The organism is Thermodesulfobacteriota bacterium, assembly GCA_040755095.1.
GTDB lineage: Bacteria > Desulfobacterota > Desulfobulbia > Desulfobulbales > JBFMBH01 > JBFMBH01.
Map to the genome: position 1 here is coordinate 19,908 of JBFMBH010000029.1, position 16,309 is coordinate 36,216.

At 70.7% G+C, this 16,309-nt stretch carries 15 protein-coding genes; 1 reads left to right on the top strand and 14 read right to left on the bottom strand.

The window, feature by feature from the left end:
- Nucleotides 1–229 precede the first annotated feature (229 nt).
- Nucleotides 230–1,246, bottom strand: coding sequence for a sialidase family protein (locus AB1634_06630; GenBank protein ID MEW6219199.1), 1,017 nt, complete (start codon nucleotides 1,244–1,246; stop codon nucleotides 230–232).
- A gap of 107 nt (nucleotides 1,247–1,353) precedes the next feature.
- Here AB1634_06630 and AB1634_06635 point away from each other — a divergent pair, with 107 nt between their 5' ends.
- Nucleotides 1,354–2,202, top strand: a complete 849-nt coding sequence (locus AB1634_06635; GenBank protein ID MEW6219200.1) for a ChaN family lipoprotein — start codon at nucleotides 1,354–1,356, stop codon at nucleotides 2,200–2,202.
- Nucleotides 2,203–2,221: 19 nt separating this feature from the next.
- On the opposite strand, the gene AB1634_06640 is transcribed toward AB1634_06635, so the two are convergent.
- The 13 genes from AB1634_06640 to infB all read right to left on the bottom strand — a co-directional run.
- A complete protein-coding gene (locus AB1634_06640) occupies nucleotides 2,222–2,656 on the bottom strand; it encodes an SH3 domain-containing protein (protein MEW6219201.1) in 435 nt (144 codons plus the stop codon).
- Nucleotides 2,657–2,914: 258 nt separating this feature from the next.
- Complete coding sequence (locus AB1634_06645) at nucleotides 2,915–3,592, bottom strand: TIGR00730 family Rossman fold protein (GenBank protein ID MEW6219202.1); 678 nt, start codon at nucleotides 3,590–3,592, stop codon at nucleotides 2,915–2,917.
- On the bottom strand, nucleotides 3,589–5,688 hold the full coding sequence (locus AB1634_06650; GenBank protein MEW6219203.1) for a tetratricopeptide repeat protein: 2,100 nt from the start codon (nucleotides 5,686–5,688) through the stop codon (nucleotides 3,589–3,591). Before AB1634_06650 ends, AB1634_06645 begins: the two co-directional genes overlap by 4 nt.
- Complete coding sequence (gene selA / locus AB1634_06655; GenBank protein MEW6219204.1) at nucleotides 5,685–7,103, bottom strand: L-seryl-tRNA(Sec) selenium transferase; 1,419 nt, start codon at nucleotides 7,101–7,103, stop codon at nucleotides 5,685–5,687. Before selA ends, AB1634_06650 begins: the two co-directional genes overlap by 4 nt.
- Nucleotides 7,100–7,876: an MBL fold metallo-hydrolase gene (locus AB1634_06660; GenBank protein MEW6219205.1), complete on the bottom strand. Its 777-nt coding sequence runs from the start codon at nucleotides 7,874–7,876 to the stop codon at nucleotides 7,100–7,102. The genes selA and AB1634_06660 overlap by 4 nt, the downstream gene beginning before the upstream one ends.
- Before the next feature lie 4 nt (nucleotides 7,877–7,880).
- Nucleotides 7,881–8,339 (bottom strand): dUTP diphosphatase, encoded by a 459-nt coding sequence (gene dut, locus AB1634_06665; protein MEW6219206.1) that lies wholly within the window; start codon nucleotides 8,337–8,339, stop codon nucleotides 7,881–7,883.
- Between the two features lie 2 nt (nucleotides 8,340–8,341).
- Entirely contained in the window at nucleotides 8,342–9,601 is a 1,260-nt protein-coding gene (locus AB1634_06670; protein ID MEW6219207.1) for a pitrilysin family protein, read from the bottom strand.
- A 19-nt stretch (nucleotides 9,602–9,620) separates the two neighbouring features.
- Nucleotides 9,621–11,723: a polyribonucleotide nucleotidyltransferase gene (gene pnp / locus AB1634_06675; GenBank protein ID MEW6219208.1), complete on the bottom strand. Its 2,103-nt coding sequence runs from the start codon at nucleotides 11,721–11,723 to the stop codon at nucleotides 9,621–9,623.
- 15 nt (nucleotides 11,724–11,738) lie between these two features.
- A complete protein-coding gene (rpsO, locus tag AB1634_06680) occupies nucleotides 11,739–12,008 on the bottom strand; it encodes a 30S ribosomal protein S15 (protein MEW6219209.1) in 270 nt (89 codons plus the stop codon).
- Between the two features lie 107 nt (nucleotides 12,009–12,115).
- Entirely contained in the window at nucleotides 12,116–12,871 is a 756-nt protein-coding gene (gene truB / locus AB1634_06685) for a tRNA pseudouridine(55) synthase TruB (GenBank protein ID MEW6219210.1), read from the bottom strand.
- Nucleotides 12,868–13,842, bottom strand: coding sequence for a bifunctional oligoribonuclease/PAP phosphatase NrnA (locus AB1634_06690; GenBank protein MEW6219211.1), 975 nt, complete (start codon nucleotides 13,840–13,842; stop codon nucleotides 12,868–12,870). Before AB1634_06690 ends, truB begins: the two co-directional genes overlap by 4 nt.
- A complete protein-coding gene (gene rbfA, locus AB1634_06695; protein MEW6219212.1) occupies nucleotides 13,811–14,230 on the bottom strand; it encodes a 30S ribosome-binding factor RbfA in 420 nt (139 codons plus the stop codon). The genes AB1634_06690 and rbfA overlap by 32 nt, the downstream gene beginning before the upstream one ends.
- A gap of 9 nt (nucleotides 14,231–14,239) precedes the next feature.
- On the bottom strand, nucleotides 14,240–16,309 hold a 2,070-nt coding region (gene infB / locus AB1634_06700), incomplete at its 5' end, for a translation initiation factor IF-2 (GenBank protein ID MEW6219213.1).

Below are 16,309 nucleotides of genomic sequence, written 5' to 3' on the forward strand. Positions count from 1 at the left end.
ACACCCCCCCCCCCCCCCCGCCCCCCGCCCGGCCCGGGGGGGCGCCCCCCCCCCCCCCCCCCCCCCCCCCCCCCGGCGTTTCAGTTCCTGACTGCGGAGAGCGCCTCCAGGTCTGGCTGCCCCATTTCACGCCGGCGGCTGCTCGGCCCACTGATGGCCAGCTTCCGCTCCACCCCCAGCCGCCACCCGGCTGCCGGCGAGGTGAGGTCGGGCCTGGTGCCTATGCGGGCTACCCTGGTTTCACGAGCCGGTTGCAGCCGACCCGCCAGCCATCGACGTTGTTGTGGAAGGTGGCGAGCATGGTGCCGTCCGGCAGATTGAGAAGCACCGGGTAGCCGCCGTGGCGCCAGCGGCCTTCCGGTGGCACCAGCTCCAGAACGGTCTGCCAGCTGCGGCCTTCGTCCGGGCTCATGGCGATCCGGCAGGCGCCGGAGGGGTCGGTGGAGCGGAAGCCGGCTAGCAGCTGGCCGGTTGGGGAGAGGTGCAGGGAGGGCGCGGTGCCGGCCAGATTGGTCCGTTCCGGCCGGGACCAGATCCGGCCATCCTCGGACAGAGCCACGTGGAAGGCCTGGCGCCGGCGGCGGCCGGCCACGGTATCCGCCAGGCTCGCCGGCCGGGCGCGCAGGCCGCGGATCAGGGCCAGCAGGCGGCCGGAGGGCAGCCGGATGATGGGCGTCTCGTCGCACACCCCGCTCTCGACGATGAAGCGATGCTCCCCCCAGGTCAGGCCCCGATCCCGGGAGCGGAGCACCCCGGACTTCCAGCGCCCCTGGCGCTGGAAGGAGCCCCAGAGCGGCAGCAGGAGATCGCCGCCGGCCAGCTCCACCACCCGGCCGTAGACAAAGGCCTCCAGGCCGGCAAAGGGCTGGATGCCGCCGTGCTGCCAGGTGTGGCCGTGGTCGTCGGAGAACGGGCAGGAGAAGACGGCCCGGCGGTCCCAGCCCTGGCCCGGGGAGAGGTAGTAGCCGTCGGCGTATGGCAGGAGGAGCCGGCCGGCGGCCAGCCGGGTCAGGGTGCAGCCGGATTCCACCCCGCCGCCGACAAACCGGCTGGCAAAGGCCACCGGCTCCCGCTGCCAGGTCCGGCCGCCGTCCCGGGAGCGGACGAGATGGACCTCCTGGCCGGGGCTGACGTCGCCACCGGTGTTGCAGGCGACAAGCAGGTCGCCATTGGCGCACGCGGCACTGCCAGCAATGAGCGCCGGCCCTGCCGTGATGCTACCCACCGACTGCACGCGCAGCGTCATCGCCCGCCGGCTCCTGGTGGAAAGGGGCTGTCCCCGGCCACCCCTTCCGTGATAAGGGGAAGGGGGCCGGCCGACCCGTGCCGGTGCCCCTGGCCAGGAGTGCCGACATGAGCGCGCCAAAAACCGACGGATGCACCTGTTGGGCTCTGGGGCTGGTGCTGCTGGCCTTTCTCCCCGCCTGCCGCAGCCAGGCGGGCAGCCGCATCCCGGCGGTGGTCCTGGGCGAGGCCAGCTTTGCGGCGATGATCGAGGATCTCGGCCAGGCCCGCCTGGTGCTGGTGGGGGAGCGCCACAACGAGCCGGCGGACCACCGGGCCCAGCTGGCCATCATCCAGGCTCTGCATGAACAGGACCGCGACCTGGCCATCGGCCTGGAGATGGTGCAGGCCGACCGGCAGGCCCCCCTGGACCGGTGGATCGCCGGCCAACTGCCCGAGGAGGAGTTGGCCGCCAGCTTCCAGGCCAGCTGGGGCTTCGGCTGGCACCTGTACCGGGCTCTCTTCCGCTACGCCCGGGAGCATGGCATCCCCATGGTCGGGCTGAACGTGCCCCCGGCGATCACCCGCCAGGTGGGACGGGCCGGCTTTGCTTCCCTCTCCGCCCAGGAGCGGGCCAGCTTGCCGCCCGCCGTCAGCTGCGACGTGGATCCCCGCTACGGGGAGCATCTGCAACGGGTGTTCCGGACCCAGGGGGGCCACAGCCAGACCTTCGTCCATTTCTGCGAGGCGCAGGTGCTGTGGGACCAGGCCATGGCCTGGCACATCAGCCGCCATCTGGAGGCCCACCCGCAGCGGACCATGGTGGTGCTGGCCGGGGCCATCCACGCCTGGCGCCTGGGCATCCCCCGCCAGCTCAACCGCTTCTTCAACGCCGAGCTGCGGGTGATCCTGCCCGAGCCGCCAGCGGGCGGCCCGGCCCTCTCCCCCACCGACGCCGACTACCTGCTCCTGTCCTGAAGTTGGCCAAGCCTGCCGCCTACCAGCCCCAGAGGAGGTCTCGCCGGATCCAGCCCTCGGTGCGGTGGTCATAGCGCACCTTCACCCAGCGGCCCTGCCGGGCCAGGGTGGGAAAGATCATCCCGTACTCGGCCTGACCGAGGAGCCGGTGTCCGGTGCCGGGCCCCTGGCGGACGTTCACCCGGGGCCTTTGCACCACCATGAACGGCCTCCGACTGGTGAGCTTCCCCAGCACCCAGCCCTCGTCGGCCTCGAAATCCCGCACCTGGAGCCAGCCGCCCTTCCGACCGATGACCTTGAGCGGATAGCCCAGCCCCAGCTCCCAGAGCACCTGGTGACTGGTGCCCGGCCCGGAGCGCATGTTCACCTTCCCGCCGGCAATGCTCACCATTTCGGCCTGAGCAGAGGCGGCGGTCAGCAGGATGAAGAGAATGGCAGCAACGATCCGTGTCATGGGCGCACCTCCTTTCTGGAACCGTTCTTGTCCAGCGGAGAAGGCCGCCGCACCCTGGGGGGGGCCGGCAGACGACAACGGGCGTGACCTGCCGGCAGGCGCCAACAGGTGCAGGGGAAACCCGAAAGACCCGGAGAGAGGGCGAGCGTGGTGGATACGGCGGACAGCCGGACGTCCTGATTGTGTCCCCAGGGTAACAAGACGAAGCCGGCAGGGCAACCCCTGGCGGCAGAAAAGATTGAGACTGTTACGCCCTGACTAGAGGATGACCGTGCGGCGGATGTAGCTGACGATCTCGTCCGGATCGTCCATCACGGTGAAGATAAAGAGGTCGGAGCGGTCGATGTTGCCTGCCGCCAGCACCGTCTTCTCGATCCAGGCCAGGAGCCCGCCCCAGAACTCCTTGCCCACCAGGATGATGGGGAAGGGCTTGATGCGCTGGGTCTGGATGAGGGTGAGGGCCTCGAACAGTTCGTCCAGGGTGCCGAAACCGCCCGGCATGCAGATGAAGGCCATGGCGTACTTGATGAACATCACCTTCCGGACAAAAAAGTATTTGAAATCCAAAGGGATGGTGGCAAAGGGGTTGGACTGCTGCTCGTAGGGCAGGTTGATGTTGAGGCCAACCGAGGAGCCGCCGGCCTCGGCCGCCCCCCGGTTGGCGGCCTCCATGATGCCCGGACCGCCGCCGGTGATGACCCCGTAGCCGTGCTCGGCCAGCTTGGCGGCGATGATCCGGGTGTGCTGGTAGCTGGGATGGTCGGGGGCGGTGCGGGCCGAGCCGAAGATGGAGACCGCCGGCCCGATATCGGACAGGGTGTCGAAGCCATCCACGAACTCGGCCATGATCCGGAACAGACGCCAGGAGTCCCCTGCTGTGAAGGTATCGAGGCTGTACTGCTGCTTCTCCAGATTGGCGGGCAGGGGCTTCTTCATGACGAGGTCTCCGTGACCAGGGCGGGGCCGACTTGGCGGGCGCCCAGCCTGTGGGCCTTCTCCCGGCAGCGGCGGGCCTGCCGCCGCTGGCCCAGGGCTTCGTACAGCCGGCCGGCCAGGACCAGGGCGGCCGGCTGCCGGCCGAGCTGCCGGCCCATGGCCCGCAGGCTGGCCAGAGCCGCGGCCGGCGTCCCTGCCAGCTCCTCCACCCGGGCCAGGCGGAGCCACAGCTCCCAGGGCCGGTCGTCCCGCTCCAGGGCCTGCTGGCAGAGGCTGCGGGCGAGATCCAGGCCCTGGCCGGTCTCCGCGTAAACCAGGCCCAAGAGGCTCATGGCCCAGGGATCATGGGGATCCAGGCGCAGGGCGCGCTCCAGGCGCGGCCGGGCCTTATCCGCCTCGCCCGCTGCCCACAGGGCCTCGCCCAGGGTACGGTGCAGGACCGCCTTGTCCGGGTCCAAGGCCTCCGCCTCGACCAGGATCGCTGCCGCCTCCTGGGGCCGGTCCTCCTGCAGCAGCAGCCGGGCCAACTGGACCAGGATGTCCGGCTGCCGCCGGTCGCCGGCCAGGGCGCCCTCGAAGGCCCGGATCGCCTCGGGCCGCCGGCCCTGTGCCAAAAGGCCAAAGCCCAGGTTGCAGGCTGCCATCCGATCACCGGGCGCCAGCGCCAGGGCCTGCTCGAAACAGGCGCAGGCAGCCTGGTGTCGGCCCAGCTCCGCCAGGGTGACCCCAAGGCTGTTGTGGAGGTTGACATTGGCCGCATCCAGGCGCAGGCCCAGCCGGTAGTCCCGGGCCGCCCGCACCAGCTCCCCCCGGTTGTAGAAGGCATCGCCGCCGATGTTGAGGCTGACGGCGTCGCAGGCCACCACCGACCCGGGCCCGAGAAAGGCCCCGTGCAAGAGGGCGCGACGGGCCAAAAGCGGCGCCGTTCCGGCGGACAGATCCAGGAACGGGAAGACCGCGATGCCCACCGCCACCGGCCAGCCGCTGGCCGCGAGCGCATCCCGGAGCGCTGTGCCCAGGGCCTCGGCTGCCGGCCGGCCGGCCGCGGCGAGCAGCAGATAGGCCTCCCCGGCCCCGGCGGGCAAGACCGGCGTGCCAGCGGGCACCAGCCCGGCCAGACGGCTGGCCAGGTCCGCCGGTACCGGCAGCGAGCCGGAGAGGAGCAGGAGGGCGAAGCGGTCCAGCCCCCGCCAGGCCCGGGCCAGCTGCCGGCGCACCGCCGCGGGCGGCGGCGGCAGCGGGTCGATCCGATCGTCGGCATGCTCGGCAAAGGCGAAGGGCGCCCGGCGGCGGGCCAGGGCCAGGGCCGCCCAGGCCTCGTTCTGGACCTGGACCGCGGCCAGCGCTGGCGCCTCGGCTGGGGTCACGGCCCGCAGGCCGATGTGGACGCGGGTCAGCTCGTCCCGCCGCAGGCTGCGCAGGATGGCCGCGGCGGCCCGGCGGGCCTCCTCGCCGGTCGTGGCCGGCCAGAGGATGGCAAAGACCCCGCAGCCCAGATGGTGCGTCCCGGCCTCCAGCCGGAAGAGCCCGGCCAGCCGGTCGGCCAGGCGACCGATCTGGCGCCAGGCCTGCCCGGCATCCCGGGCCCGGGGAAAGGTCTCCAGCAGGGCCAGGGCAAAGCCCTGGCCGCCGGGGCTGGCCGCCTGGGCCAGCTGGTCCTCCAGAGCCCTGGCCAGATGCCAAGCGCTGGGCAAGCCCGTGGCGGCATCCTGGCAGAGGTCGGCCAAGAGATGCAGCTCCTGGACGAAAAGCTCCGCCCGCTCCAGGAGCCAGGGCACCGAGGCGCGGCGAAGGGTTTCCGGCGCCAGCCCCTCGACCAGGGCCAGGGCGACGGTCGCCCCCCCCTGTCCGACCGGCAGCACCAGATCGGTGCCGTCGCCGGTGATGACCGGCTCCTGGCGCGCCAGGGCCATAGCGATCCCCTCGGCCCAGGCCGCTGCCAGCCCGGTGGCAGGCGCCACCGGGGCGGCCGGCAGGAAGCGCACCCCCTGGCAGGGCAGAAGCTCAGCCAGCCGGTGGCCGGCCACCCCGGCCGTGGGGCCGGCTAGCAGGGCGGCGGGGCTCGCCGGTTCGGCGATCCAGGGACCGCGGCTCACGCCGGCACCTCGCAGGCCGACCGGACCGCGGCCGCCAGCGCGGCCAGCTCGTGGTCCGCCACGGTGCGCAGATCAAGGAGCAGCCGCTCCGCGGCGATGTAGCCGATGACCGGCGTCGCCCCCTGCCGCAGGGCCCGCTCCAGACCGTTCACCGACTGGCCGCGGGGGCTGAGGGCCACGCCCCAGCTGGCCAGGGGCGCCTCCGGCAGGGCGCCGCCGCCCACCCGGGACTCCAGGGGCAGCACCTCGACCGCGCAGTCCGCCAGCGGCGGCCGGGCCAGCAGGCGGGCCAGACGCAGGGCCCTGGTCCTGAGCACGGGCGCCGGGGCGGTGAGCATCGCCAGGGTGGGGATGGCCTGCCGGGCCCCCTCCCCTTCCTGGTAGAGCCGGAGCACCACCTCCAGGGCCGCCAGGGTGAATTTGTCGATGCGCAGGGCCCGGTTCAAGGGGTTCCTCTTCACTGCCTCGATGATCGGGCGGCGGCCGACGATCAGGCCCGCCTGGGGCCCGCCCAGGAGCTTGTCGCCGCTGAAGGTGACCACATCCACCCCGCTTTCCAGCACCGCCGGCACCGTCGGCTCGCCGGCCAGGCCATACGGGGCGAGGTCGACAAGGCAGCCGGAGCCCAGATCCTCCATCACCGGCACCCCGTGCTGGCGGCCCAGCTCGGCCAGCTCGCCGGTGGGCACGCTTTTGGTGAAGCCGATGATCCGGTAGTTGCTGGTATGGACCTTGAGCAGGAGGGCGGTCTCCGGGCCGATGGCCCCGGCATAGTCCCGCAGATGGGTGCGGTTGGTGGCGCCCACCTCCACCAGCCGCGCCCCGGTGCGGGCCATGACGTCCGGAATCCGGAACGAGCCGCCGATCTCCACCAGCTCGCCCCGGGAGACCACCACCTCCCGGCCCCGGGCCAGGGTGTCGAGGACCAGGAGCACCGCCGCGGCGTTGTTGTTGACCACCAGGGCGGCCTCGGCGCCGGTGAGCTCGCAGACCAGTTCCTCCACCAGGGAGTAGCGGCTTCCCCTCTTGCCGGTGGCCAGATCGTATTCCAGGTTGCTGTAGCTGCAGCCGATCTCGGCCAGCCGGGCAGCGGCCGCCTGCGGCAAGGGCGAGCGGCCGAGGTTGGTGTGCACCACCACGCCGGTGGCGTTGATGAGCCGCCGCAGGCGGGGCTGGCGCCGCTGGGCGATGGCCGCGGCCAGGTCGGCGGTCAGGGCCGGACGCCCCAGGGCCGCCGGGTCGGTGAGCCGGCCGTCCAGGATCTGGTGCCGCCGCTCGGCCAGAAGCGCCCGCACCGCCATCTTGCGCACGGCAAGCGGCACCGCCGGCGCCAGCTCCGCGGCCCAGACCAGGACCTCGTCCACCTTGGGAATCGACTGCAGAAGGGTCGGCGGCTGGGCAGAAGACCGGGTCATGGCTGAAGCTCCACCAGCTCGCCCGCCGTCTCCTGGCTGGCTACGGCCAGCCGCGGCCGCCATGGCGCGGCCGCCAGGCTCTGCTCGGCTGCCGCCAGGGCATGGTCGGGCCGGTTGTTGATCTCGCTCAGATGGGCCAGAACCACATGGGAGAGGCGGTCGTGGAGGAGGTCGGCCAGGAGCCCCGCGGCCTCCTGGTTGGACAGATGGCCTTCCTGGCCGGCCACCCGCTGCTTGAGTCGGGGCGGATAGGGACCAGTGCGCAGGAGCTCCGGCTCGTGGTTGCTCTCCAGGACCAGGCCATGGCAGCCGGCCAGGCGGTGGCGCATGAGACGGGTCACGGTGCCGGAATCGGTGCAGACGCCCAGGCGCGCTCCTCTCTCCTCCAGAACAAAGCCCACCGGGTCAGCCGCATCGTGGCAGACGGCAAAGGGCAGGATGGTGAGGGAGCCCACCGACAGGGCACAACCCGGGACCAGCTCCTGGCAGCCGGAAAGCCCCTGCAGCCGCTCGGCGGCGGCCGCCAGCGTGGCGGCGGTGCCGTGGACCGCCAGCCGGTGGCGGCGGGCCAGGAGGGCGACGCTGCGGCAATGGTCGATGTGCTCGTGGGAGAGAAGGATGGCGGAAAGGCTTTCGATGTCGATGCCCCGCTCGGCCAGACGGCGCCGGATCTCGGCCCCGGACAGACCGGCATCGATGAGCAGGCGAATGCCGCCGGCCTCGACAAAGGTGGCGTTGCCCTTGCTGCCGCTGCCCAGGACACAAAAGCGCATGCGCCTAGTCAGACAGGCCGGTGTGGCCGAAGCCGCCGGCCCCCCGGGCGGTGGCCGCCAGCTCCGTTGCCACCCGCCAGCCCGCCCGGGCCACTGGGCAGAGCACCAGCTGCGCCACCCGATCCCCCCGCTGGATGGTGAAGGCAGCCGGCCCCAGGTTGACGAGGCCGATCTTCACCTCGCCCCGGTAGTCGGCGTCGATGGTGCCCGGCGCGTTGACGACGGTGATGCCGTGCCGGATGGCAAGACCGCTCCGGGGCCGCACCTGCAGCTCGTAGCCGGCGGGGATGGCGACCCGAAAGCCGGTGGGCACCAGGGCGATGGCGCCGGGCGCCAGGGTCAGCGGCTCCGTGACCGCTGCCCGGACATCCATGCCCGAGGCCAGCTCGGACTGGTAGGCCGGCAGGGTCAGATCGGCGACGGCCGCCGGCGCCAGCCAGGAGAAGCCCACCTCCACCGGCACGGTCACAAGCCCTCCTCCCCCCAGTCCAGGTCCGCTTCCGCCAAAGGCCCCAGCACCACCGTGGTCATGGCCGGCCAGTCCATAAGCTCGGCGGCGAGGTCGCGGACCTCCTCGGGCCGCACCGCGTCGATGCCTGCCGCCACCTCCTCCAGGGTCACCTGGCGGCCGAAGTACAGCTCGTTCTGGGCCAGGCGCAGCATCCGGGACTCGACGCTGTCCGCCGACAGGAACAGGTTGCCTTTGCTGAACTCCTTGGCGTTGCCCAGCTCCAGAAGGCTTGCCGCCTGGTCCACCAGACGCCGGCACTCCTGGCGCACCAGGGCCAGGGCCCGGTTGGCGGCCGCCGGCTCCACCCCCAGGTAGATCCCCAGGCAGCCTGCATCCTGATACGACGATAGAAAGGAGTAGACGGCGTACGCCAGGCCCTGCCGCTCCCGGATCTCCTGGAAGAGCCGGGAGCTCATGTTGCCGCCCAGCAGGACATTGAGAAGCAGCAGGCGGTAGCGGTCCTCGGAGGTCACCGCCCGGCCCTGGGTGCCGAGGACGATGTGGGCCTGCTCCAGATCCTTGTCATAGACGGTGCGGCTGGGGAGGGCAGGCCCTGGCGGCTGGCGGCGCCAGGGCTGCGGCCGGGCAGGCAGGGCGCCCAGCTCCGGGGCAACCCGCTCCACCAGCTCCTGGTGGTCGATGTTGCCCACCGCGGTCACCAGGATCCGCTCCGGGGTGTACGAGCGGGCCACATAGTCCAGGACCTTCTTGGCGTCCAGGCTGGCCACCACCTCCCGGGAGCCCAGCACCGGGTTGCCCAGGGGGTGGTGGGGGAAGAAGCGGGCGTTGAACAGATCGTGGATGGAGTCGTCCGGGGTGTCCTCCACCAGGGCGATCTCCTGGAGGACCACCTGCCGCTCCCGCTCCACCTCCTCGGGGGTGAACAGGGAGTGGCCGAACATGTCCAGGAGCAGGTCCAGGAGACGCTCCAGGTGGGTGTCCAGGACCTTGGCGTAGAAGCAGGTGTTCTCCCGGGTGGTGAAGGCGTCGGAGACCCCACCCAGGTTGTCCAGCTCGGTGGCGATCTGGGCGGCGCTGCGGCGTCGGGTGCCTTTGAACAGCATGTGCTCCACGAAATGGGCACAGCCGTTGTTGAGGTCGTGCTCATCCCGGGAGCCGACGTCCACCCACAGGCCCACCGCCGCCGAGTGGCTGTGCGCCAGCCGCTCGGAGACGATGCGCACCCCGTTGCCGAGAACGGTCCTGGTGTCCATGCCGGGCCAAAGATGGTGCTCAGCCCGCCTGGCCGGCCTTGAGCTCCGCCATGGCCGCCTTGCGGCTGAGGCGGATCTTGCCCTGGCGGTCCACCTCCAGGACCTTGACCATCACCTCGTCCCCCTCCTTCAGGACCTCGGAGACGGTTTGCACCCGCCGGTCCTCCAGCTGGGAGATGTGCACCAGGCCGTCGGTTCCCGGCAGCACCTCCACGAAGGCGCCGAACTCCACCACCTTCTTGACGATGCCCCGGTAGATGCGGCCCACCTCCACCTCCTGGGTGATCTCCCGCACCCGGGCCACCACCTTGGCGGCAAGGTCGCCGTTGGGGGCGAAGATCCGCACCTGACCGGAATCCTCCACCTCGATCTTGACCCCGAACTCGGCGGTGAGGCCCCGGATCATCTTGCCCCCTGGGCCGATGAGGTCGCGGATCTTGTCCGGGTTGATCTCCATGGTGGTGATCTTCGGGGCGTAGATGGACAGCTCCTGGCGGGGGCTGGCGATGGCGGTGCCCATCTTGCCCAGGATGTGCAGCCGGCCGGCCCGGGCCTGGGCAAAGGCGGCGGTCATGATCGCTTCGGTGACGCCGGTGATCTTGATATCCATCTGCAGGGCGGTGATCCCGGTCTCGGTGCCCACCACCTTGAAGTCCATATCCCCCAGGTGATCCTCGTCGCCGATGATGTCGGACAGGATGACGATCTCGTCGTCACCCTTGATCAGTCCCATGGCGATGCCCGCCACGGCCCCCTTGACCGGCACGCCGGCGTCCATGAGGGCCAGGCTGCCGCCACAGGCGGTGGCCATGGAGGAGGAGCCGTTGGACTCCAGGACCTCCGACACCACCCGGATGGTGTACGGGAAGCTGTCGGCCTTGGGGAGCACCGCCCGGAGGCTGCGCTCGGCCAGGGCGCCGTGGCCGATATCCCGGCGGCTGGGACCGCGCAGGGGTCGCACCTCCCCCACGCAGTAAGGCGGGAAGTTGTAGTGCAGCATGAAGGGCTTGGCCGACTCGCCGTAGAGGGACTCGATCTTCTGCTCGTCCTCGGAGGAGCCCAGGGTGGTGGTGACGATGGTCTGGGTCTCGCCCCGGGTGAAGAGGGCCGAGCCGTGGGTGCGGGGCAGGACCCCCACCTCGCAGCTGATTGGCCGCACCTCGTCGAAGCGCCGGCCATCGATGCGGGTGCGCTGGCCGAAGATCCGCTCCCGCATGAGCCTCTTTTGCAGGTCCTGCACCGCGGCCTTCACCTGACCCTCCCGGCCGGCTGCCTCCTCGCCCAGCTCCCGGATGATCCGGGCCTTGAGCTCGTGGATCCGGGCGTAGCGCTGCATCTTCTCGGGCGTGGTCAAGGCCTGGGCCAGCTCCTCCCGGGCCATGGCCTGCACCCGCTCCACCAGCGCCGCGTCCACCGCCGGGGGGCTGAAGGGACGCTTCGGCCGGCCCACCGCGGCCCGCAGCTCCTCCTGGATGGCAATGAGCGGCTGCATCTCCCGGTGGGCGAAGAAGATCGCCTCCTGGACCACCTCCTCCGGCACGCTGCCGGCACCGCCCTCCACCATGACCACCGCCTCCCGGGAGCCGGCGACCACCAGGTTGAGGCTGGAGGCCTGCAGCTCCGACTGGGTGGGGTTCACCACGTACTCGCCGGCGATGTAGCCGACCCGCACCGCGGCCACCGGCCCGGCGAAATGGATGTCGGAGACGGTGAGGGCTGCCGAGGCGCCGGTCACCGCCAGGGTGTCCGGATCGTTCTGCTGGTCGGCGGACAGGACCGTGGCGATCACCTGGGTCTCGGTGGTCCAGCCGGCGGGAAAGAGGGGCCGCAAGGGCCGGTCGATCTGGCGGGCGGACAGGGTCTCCTTCTCGGAAGGCCGGCCGATCTCCCGGCGGAAGAAGCTGCCCGGGATGCGGCCCACTGCGTAGAGGCGCTCCTGATACTCCACGGTCAAGGGGAGAAAGTCGACGCTCTCCCGGGGCTCGGTCGCAGCCACCGCCGACACCAGCACCACGGTCTCGCCGTAGGTGACCACCACCGCGCCATTGGCCTGCCGGGCCAGCTTGCCGGTTTCGACGACGTACTGGCGGCCACCGATGGTGGCCTCCACTCGCTTGTACATGACAACTCCTTCCCGCTACTTGCGGATACCCAGGCGGGCGATGATCTCCCGGTAGCGATCGATGTCGGTGCTCTTCAGGTAGTTGAGGAGCCGGCGGCGCTGGCCGACCAGCTTCAGCAGGCCACGCCGGGAGTTGTGATCCTTGGCGTGCACCTTGAAATGCTCGGTCAGATAGTTGATGCGCTCACTGAGGAGAGCGATCTGCACCTCCGGCGAGCCGGTGTCCTTGTCGTGGGTCCGGAACCTGGTGATGATGTCGGTCTTCTGTTCAGTCTGCAGTGCCACGGTCTACCTCCTTTCTCGCTGAAAACGGATGGGCGATGCGCCCATCGGATACCCCCCAGCACCGGGCAGCCCGAGCCGGCGGGGCCGTCTTGACGGTGGGCCCGTCGTTATGCATCTTCGTCCAGCCTCTGCAGCACCTGCTCGATGGGCAGGCAGGACACCCGCAGCACCGCCGGCGCCTCCGGGGCCATGAGCGCCCGGCCGTCCACCGCCGCCGCCACCCGAAACGGGCCGCTGGCCAGCCGGCGGAGGGCGGTCAGGTGGCCGCCGCAGCCCAGGGCCCGGCCCAGGTCCCGGGCCAGGGTCCGAATGTAGGTGCCCTTGCTGCAGCGGACCGAAAGCTCCAGCTCAACATCCGCCATGGCCACAAGCTCCAGCTCATGGATGACCACCGGCCGGGGCTCCTTGGGCACGGTCTGCCCCTGGCGGGCATAGGCATACAGCGGCCGGCCCTGGTGCTTGAGGGCCGAAAAGCTCGGCGGCTCCTGGAGGCCGGGGCCAAGAAAGCCGGCCAATATCGCCATGACCGCCGGCCGCTCCAGAACCGGCACCGGCAGCTCGGCCAGCACCCGACCGGTGTGGTCGCCGGTGTCAGTCTCCTGCCCCAGGCGCACCCGGGCCAGGTACTCCTTGTCGCCTGCCATCAGCCGGGGCATCAGCCGGGTGGCTTCCCGCCCCACCGCGACCACCAGCAGGCCGGAAGCGAAGGGGTCCAGGGTGCCGGCATGGCCCACCTTGCGCACACCCAAGGCCCGCCGGACCAGCTGCACCATCCGGAAGGAGCTGGGCCCCACCGGCTTGTCCACCAGCACGATCCCCCGGCAGGCCGTTTCGGCCGCAGGCAGGGGCGCCGGACAGCTCATCGGGCCACCAGCTCGGTGAGCTGGGCCACCAGGGTCCTGCGCACCTGGGCCAGGGTCTGGTTGCGGATGCGGACGCCGGCCGCGTTGCGATGGCCGCCACCGCCCAGGCCCGCTGCCACGCGGGCCACATCCAGCTCGCCCTTGGAGCGCAAGCTCACCGACACCACCCCTTCCTCGCTCTGGCGGATGAAGACCGCCACCTGTACCGAGGCCAGGGCGCGGGGAAAGCTGATGAAATGCTCGGTGTCCGCTGGCGTGGTGCCGGTGGCGGCGAACATCTCCGGGGTGGCCTCAATGATCGCGATCCGCTGGTCCGCCGCCAGCTCCAGGGTGGCCAGCACCAGCTGCAGCAGCTTGAGGCGGCTCACGGTGTAGTTGTCGAACAGCTCGCCCGACACCACCGCCGGCTCTACCCCGGCCAACATCAGATCCTGGGCGATCCGGAAGGCCTGGGCTGTGGTGGACGGGTAGCGGAAGGAGCCGGTATCCGAGGCGATGGCCGCATAGAGACAGAAGGCGCTCTCCTTGGCCAGCGGCGCCCCCAGGGCCAGGATCAGCTCGTAGATCATCTCGCCGGTGGAGGAGCGGCTGGCGTCCACCCAGGAGAAATCCCCGAACGACCGGTGCTCCAGATGGTGGTCCACCACCAGAAAGGGGTGCACCGTCAGAAGCGTCTGGTGCTGGCGGCCCAGGCGAAGCTCATCCCCGCAATCCAGGGCCATGGCGGCCGAAAAGCCGTCCAGGGCCGGCAGCTCGGTGGCCACCTCCCCGATCCCGGGCAGAAAGCCGTAGTGCTGCGGCACCGGCCCCTCCACGTAGGAGACCACCGTCTTGCCCAGATCGCTCAGGGCCCGGCGCAGGGCCAGAAGAGAGCCCAGGGCGTCACCGTCCGGGTTGACGTGGCAGGCCAGAAGCACGCGGTCAGCACGGCGGAGGGTGTCAAGGATCGCGGGGGGTATCGGGCTCGTCATCGGCCGCCAGCTCCTCCATCAAGCGCTCCAGGGCCTGGGCCCGGAAGGCGGTGTCGTCCGGCCGGAAATCCAGCTCCGGCGCGTAGCGCAGGTTGAGATCGCCCGCCACCTGCGCTCGCAGAAACCGCGCCGCCGAGGCCAAACCGGCTGCCACCTTGGGCAGCCCCTCCGGCCCGGCCAGACAGCTGTAGAAGACCTTGGCCCTTCTGAGGTCGCCGGTGACCTGAACGCCGGTGATGGTCAGGCCTTCCAGGCGGGGGTCATTGACCCGCCGGAGCAGGGCTTCGGACAGGACCGCCATGATCCGCTCCGCCACCCGCTCGGCCCGCCGGCCGGTGGCCGGCCGCGCCCCGAACCAGGCGCTCTGGCGCTGCACCTTGGGGGCCATGATGCCGTCCTACAGCTGGGCCGCCACTTCGTCGAGGACGAAGAGCTCCAGGACATCCCCGACCTTGATGTCGTTGTAGCTCTCCAGGTGGACGCCGCACTCGTAGCCGGTGGCAACCTCCCGGACATCGTCCTTGAAGCGCTTCAGGGAGGCCAGGCGGCCGGTGTAGACCACCACCCCATCCCGGACCAGGCGCACCCGGTTGCTGCGCTCCACCTTGCCGCTGGTGACGTAGCAGCCGGCGATGGTGCCCACCTTGGGGACGTTGAAGGTCTGCCGGACCTCGGCACCGCCCACCACCTTCTCGACGTAGGTGGGCTCCAGCATGCCCACCATGGCCTTCCTGATATCCTCGATGGCGTGGTAGATGACGTCGTAGAAGCGGATGTCGACACTTTCCCGCTGGGCCAGCTCCATGACCTTGCTGGAGGGCCGAACGTTGAAGCCGATGATGACCGCATTGGAGGCGGAAGCCAGCATGATGTCGGTGTCGGTGATGGCACCCGTGCCGCCGTGCAGGACCCGCACCTTGATGGCATCGGTGGACAGCTTCTGAATCGCCTCGCCGAAGGCCTCCAGGGTGCCCTGGACGTCGGCCCGCAGGATAACCAGAAGCTCTTTCACCTCCCCCTGGCTCATCCGCTCGAAGAGCTTATCCAGGGAGATCTTGTTGGTGGCGGCCAGCTCCGTCTCCCGGGCCTTCATCTGGCGGTGCAGGCCCACCTGCTTGGCGGTCTTCTCGTCGGCCAGGACAATGAACTCGTCGCCGGCCTGGGCGACGCCGGAAAAGCCCTGCACCTCCACCGGCATGCTGGGGCCAGCCTCGGCCAGGGCCTCACCCTTGTCGCTGAACAGCGACCGGACCTTGCCGAAGACCGTGCCGCAGACAAAAGCGTCCCCCGGCCTCAAGGTGCCCTGCTGGACAAGCACGGTGGCGACCGCCCCCCGGCCCTTGTCCAGCTTGGCCTCCAGGACGTGGCCCCGGGCCCGCCGGGTGGGATCGGCCTTCAGGTCCAGGACCTCGGCCTGCAAGAGGATGTTCTCCACCAGCTCGTTGATGCCGACGTTCTTCTTGGCCGAGCACTCGCAGTAGATGGCGCTGCCACCCCATTCCTCGGGCATGAGCCCAAGGTCGGACAGCTCCCTTTTCACCCGCATGGGATCGGCGTTGGGCTTGTCGATCTTGTTGACCGCGACCACGATGGGCACCTTGGCCGCCTGGGCATGGTTGATGGCCTCCCGGGTCTGGTCCATCACCCCGTCATCCGCCGCCACCACCAGGACCACCACGTCGGTGACCTGAGCGCCTCGGGCGCGCATGGCGGTGAAGGCGGCGTGGCCCGGGGTGTCCAGGAAGACCACATCACCGGCGGATGAGCGCACATAATGGGCGCCGATGTGCTGGGTGATGCCGCCAGCCTCGCCGGCCGCGACGTCGGTCTTGCGGATGGCGTCCAGGATCGAGGTCTTGCCGTGGTCGACATGGCCCATCACCGTCACCACCGGCGGCCGGGGCAGCACTTCGCCCCCGCCCTCCTCGGCCTCGGGCCCCAGAACCGTCTCCTCCTCGAAATAGCCCTTCTCCACCTCATAGCCGAAATCGGCGGCCACGATGGTGGCGGTGTCCACATCCAGGGCCTGGTTGACCGTGGCGAACACCCCCATCTCCAGGAGCTTGGCGATGAGCTCGCTGGCCTTGATACCCATACGGCGGGCCAGATCGCCCACCGAGATGGTCTCCGGAACCTTGATCCGGCGCTTGATGGCCTTGGGCGGGGCGATCTCCGCCGCCGGCAGCTGGGCCTTCTTCTTCTTGCCGCCAGCCGTCATCCGGCGCTGGCGCCGCATCTTCAGGCCGGCCACCGGGAAATGGCCGGCGATCTCCACCACCTCGTCCAGCCCCACATCCTCCCCGGACAGCCGGCGGCCCAAAGCCCCCTTCTTGGCCCGCTGGTCGCCGCCGTCGGCCTGGATCTGGACCAGACGCTTGCCCTTGCGGCCGGGGGCGGCGCCGGGCCGCTCCTCCCGCGCCTCCTGGGCTGGCGGTGCGGCCGGCCGGCCGGGGCCAGGACCGGCGGC

What these genes read in the sequence shown, in the direction of transcription:
- pnp (MEW6219208.1), bottom strand. Translation starts at nt 11,723, where the DNA reads ATGTACAAGCGAGTGGAGGCCACCATCGGTGGCCGCCAGTACGTCGTC.
- AB1634_06635 (MEW6219200.1), top strand. Translation starts at nt 1,354, where the DNA reads ATGAGCGCGCCAAAAACCGACGGATGCACCTGTTGGGCTCTGGGGCTG.
- AB1634_06660 (MEW6219205.1), bottom strand. Translation starts at nt 7,876, where the DNA reads ATGCGCTTTTGTGTCCTGGGCAGCGGCAGCAAGGGCAACGCCACCTTT.
- truB (MEW6219210.1), bottom strand. Translation starts at nt 12,871, where the DNA reads ATGAGCTGTCCGGCGCCCCTGCCTGCGGCCGAAACGGCCTGCCGGGGG.
- rbfA (MEW6219212.1), bottom strand. Translation starts at nt 14,230, where the DNA reads ATGGCCCCCAAGGTGCAGCGCCAGAGCGCCTGGTTCGGGGCGCGGCCG.
- AB1634_06640 (MEW6219201.1), bottom strand. Translation starts at nt 2,656, where the DNA reads ATGACACGGATCGTTGCTGCCATTCTCTTCATCCTGCTGACCGCCGCC.
- AB1634_06690 (MEW6219211.1), bottom strand. Translation starts at nt 13,842, where the DNA reads ATGACGAGCCCGATACCCCCCGCGATCCTTGACACCCTCCGCCGTGCT.
- AB1634_06645 (MEW6219202.1), bottom strand. Translation starts at nt 3,592, where the DNA reads ATGAAGAAGCCCCTGCCCGCCAATCTGGAGAAGCAGCAGTACAGCCTC.
- AB1634_06670 (MEW6219207.1), bottom strand. Translation starts at nt 9,601, where the DNA reads ATGGACACCAGGACCGTTCTCGGCAACGGGGTGCGCATCGTCTCCGAG.
- AB1634_06630 (MEW6219199.1), bottom strand. Translation starts at nt 1,246, where the DNA reads ATGACGCTGCGCGTGCAGTCGGTGGGTAGCATCACGGCAGGGCCGGCG.
- selA (MEW6219204.1), bottom strand. Translation starts at nt 7,103, where the DNA reads ATGACCCGGTCTTCTGCCCAGCCGCCGACCCTTCTGCAGTCGATTCCC.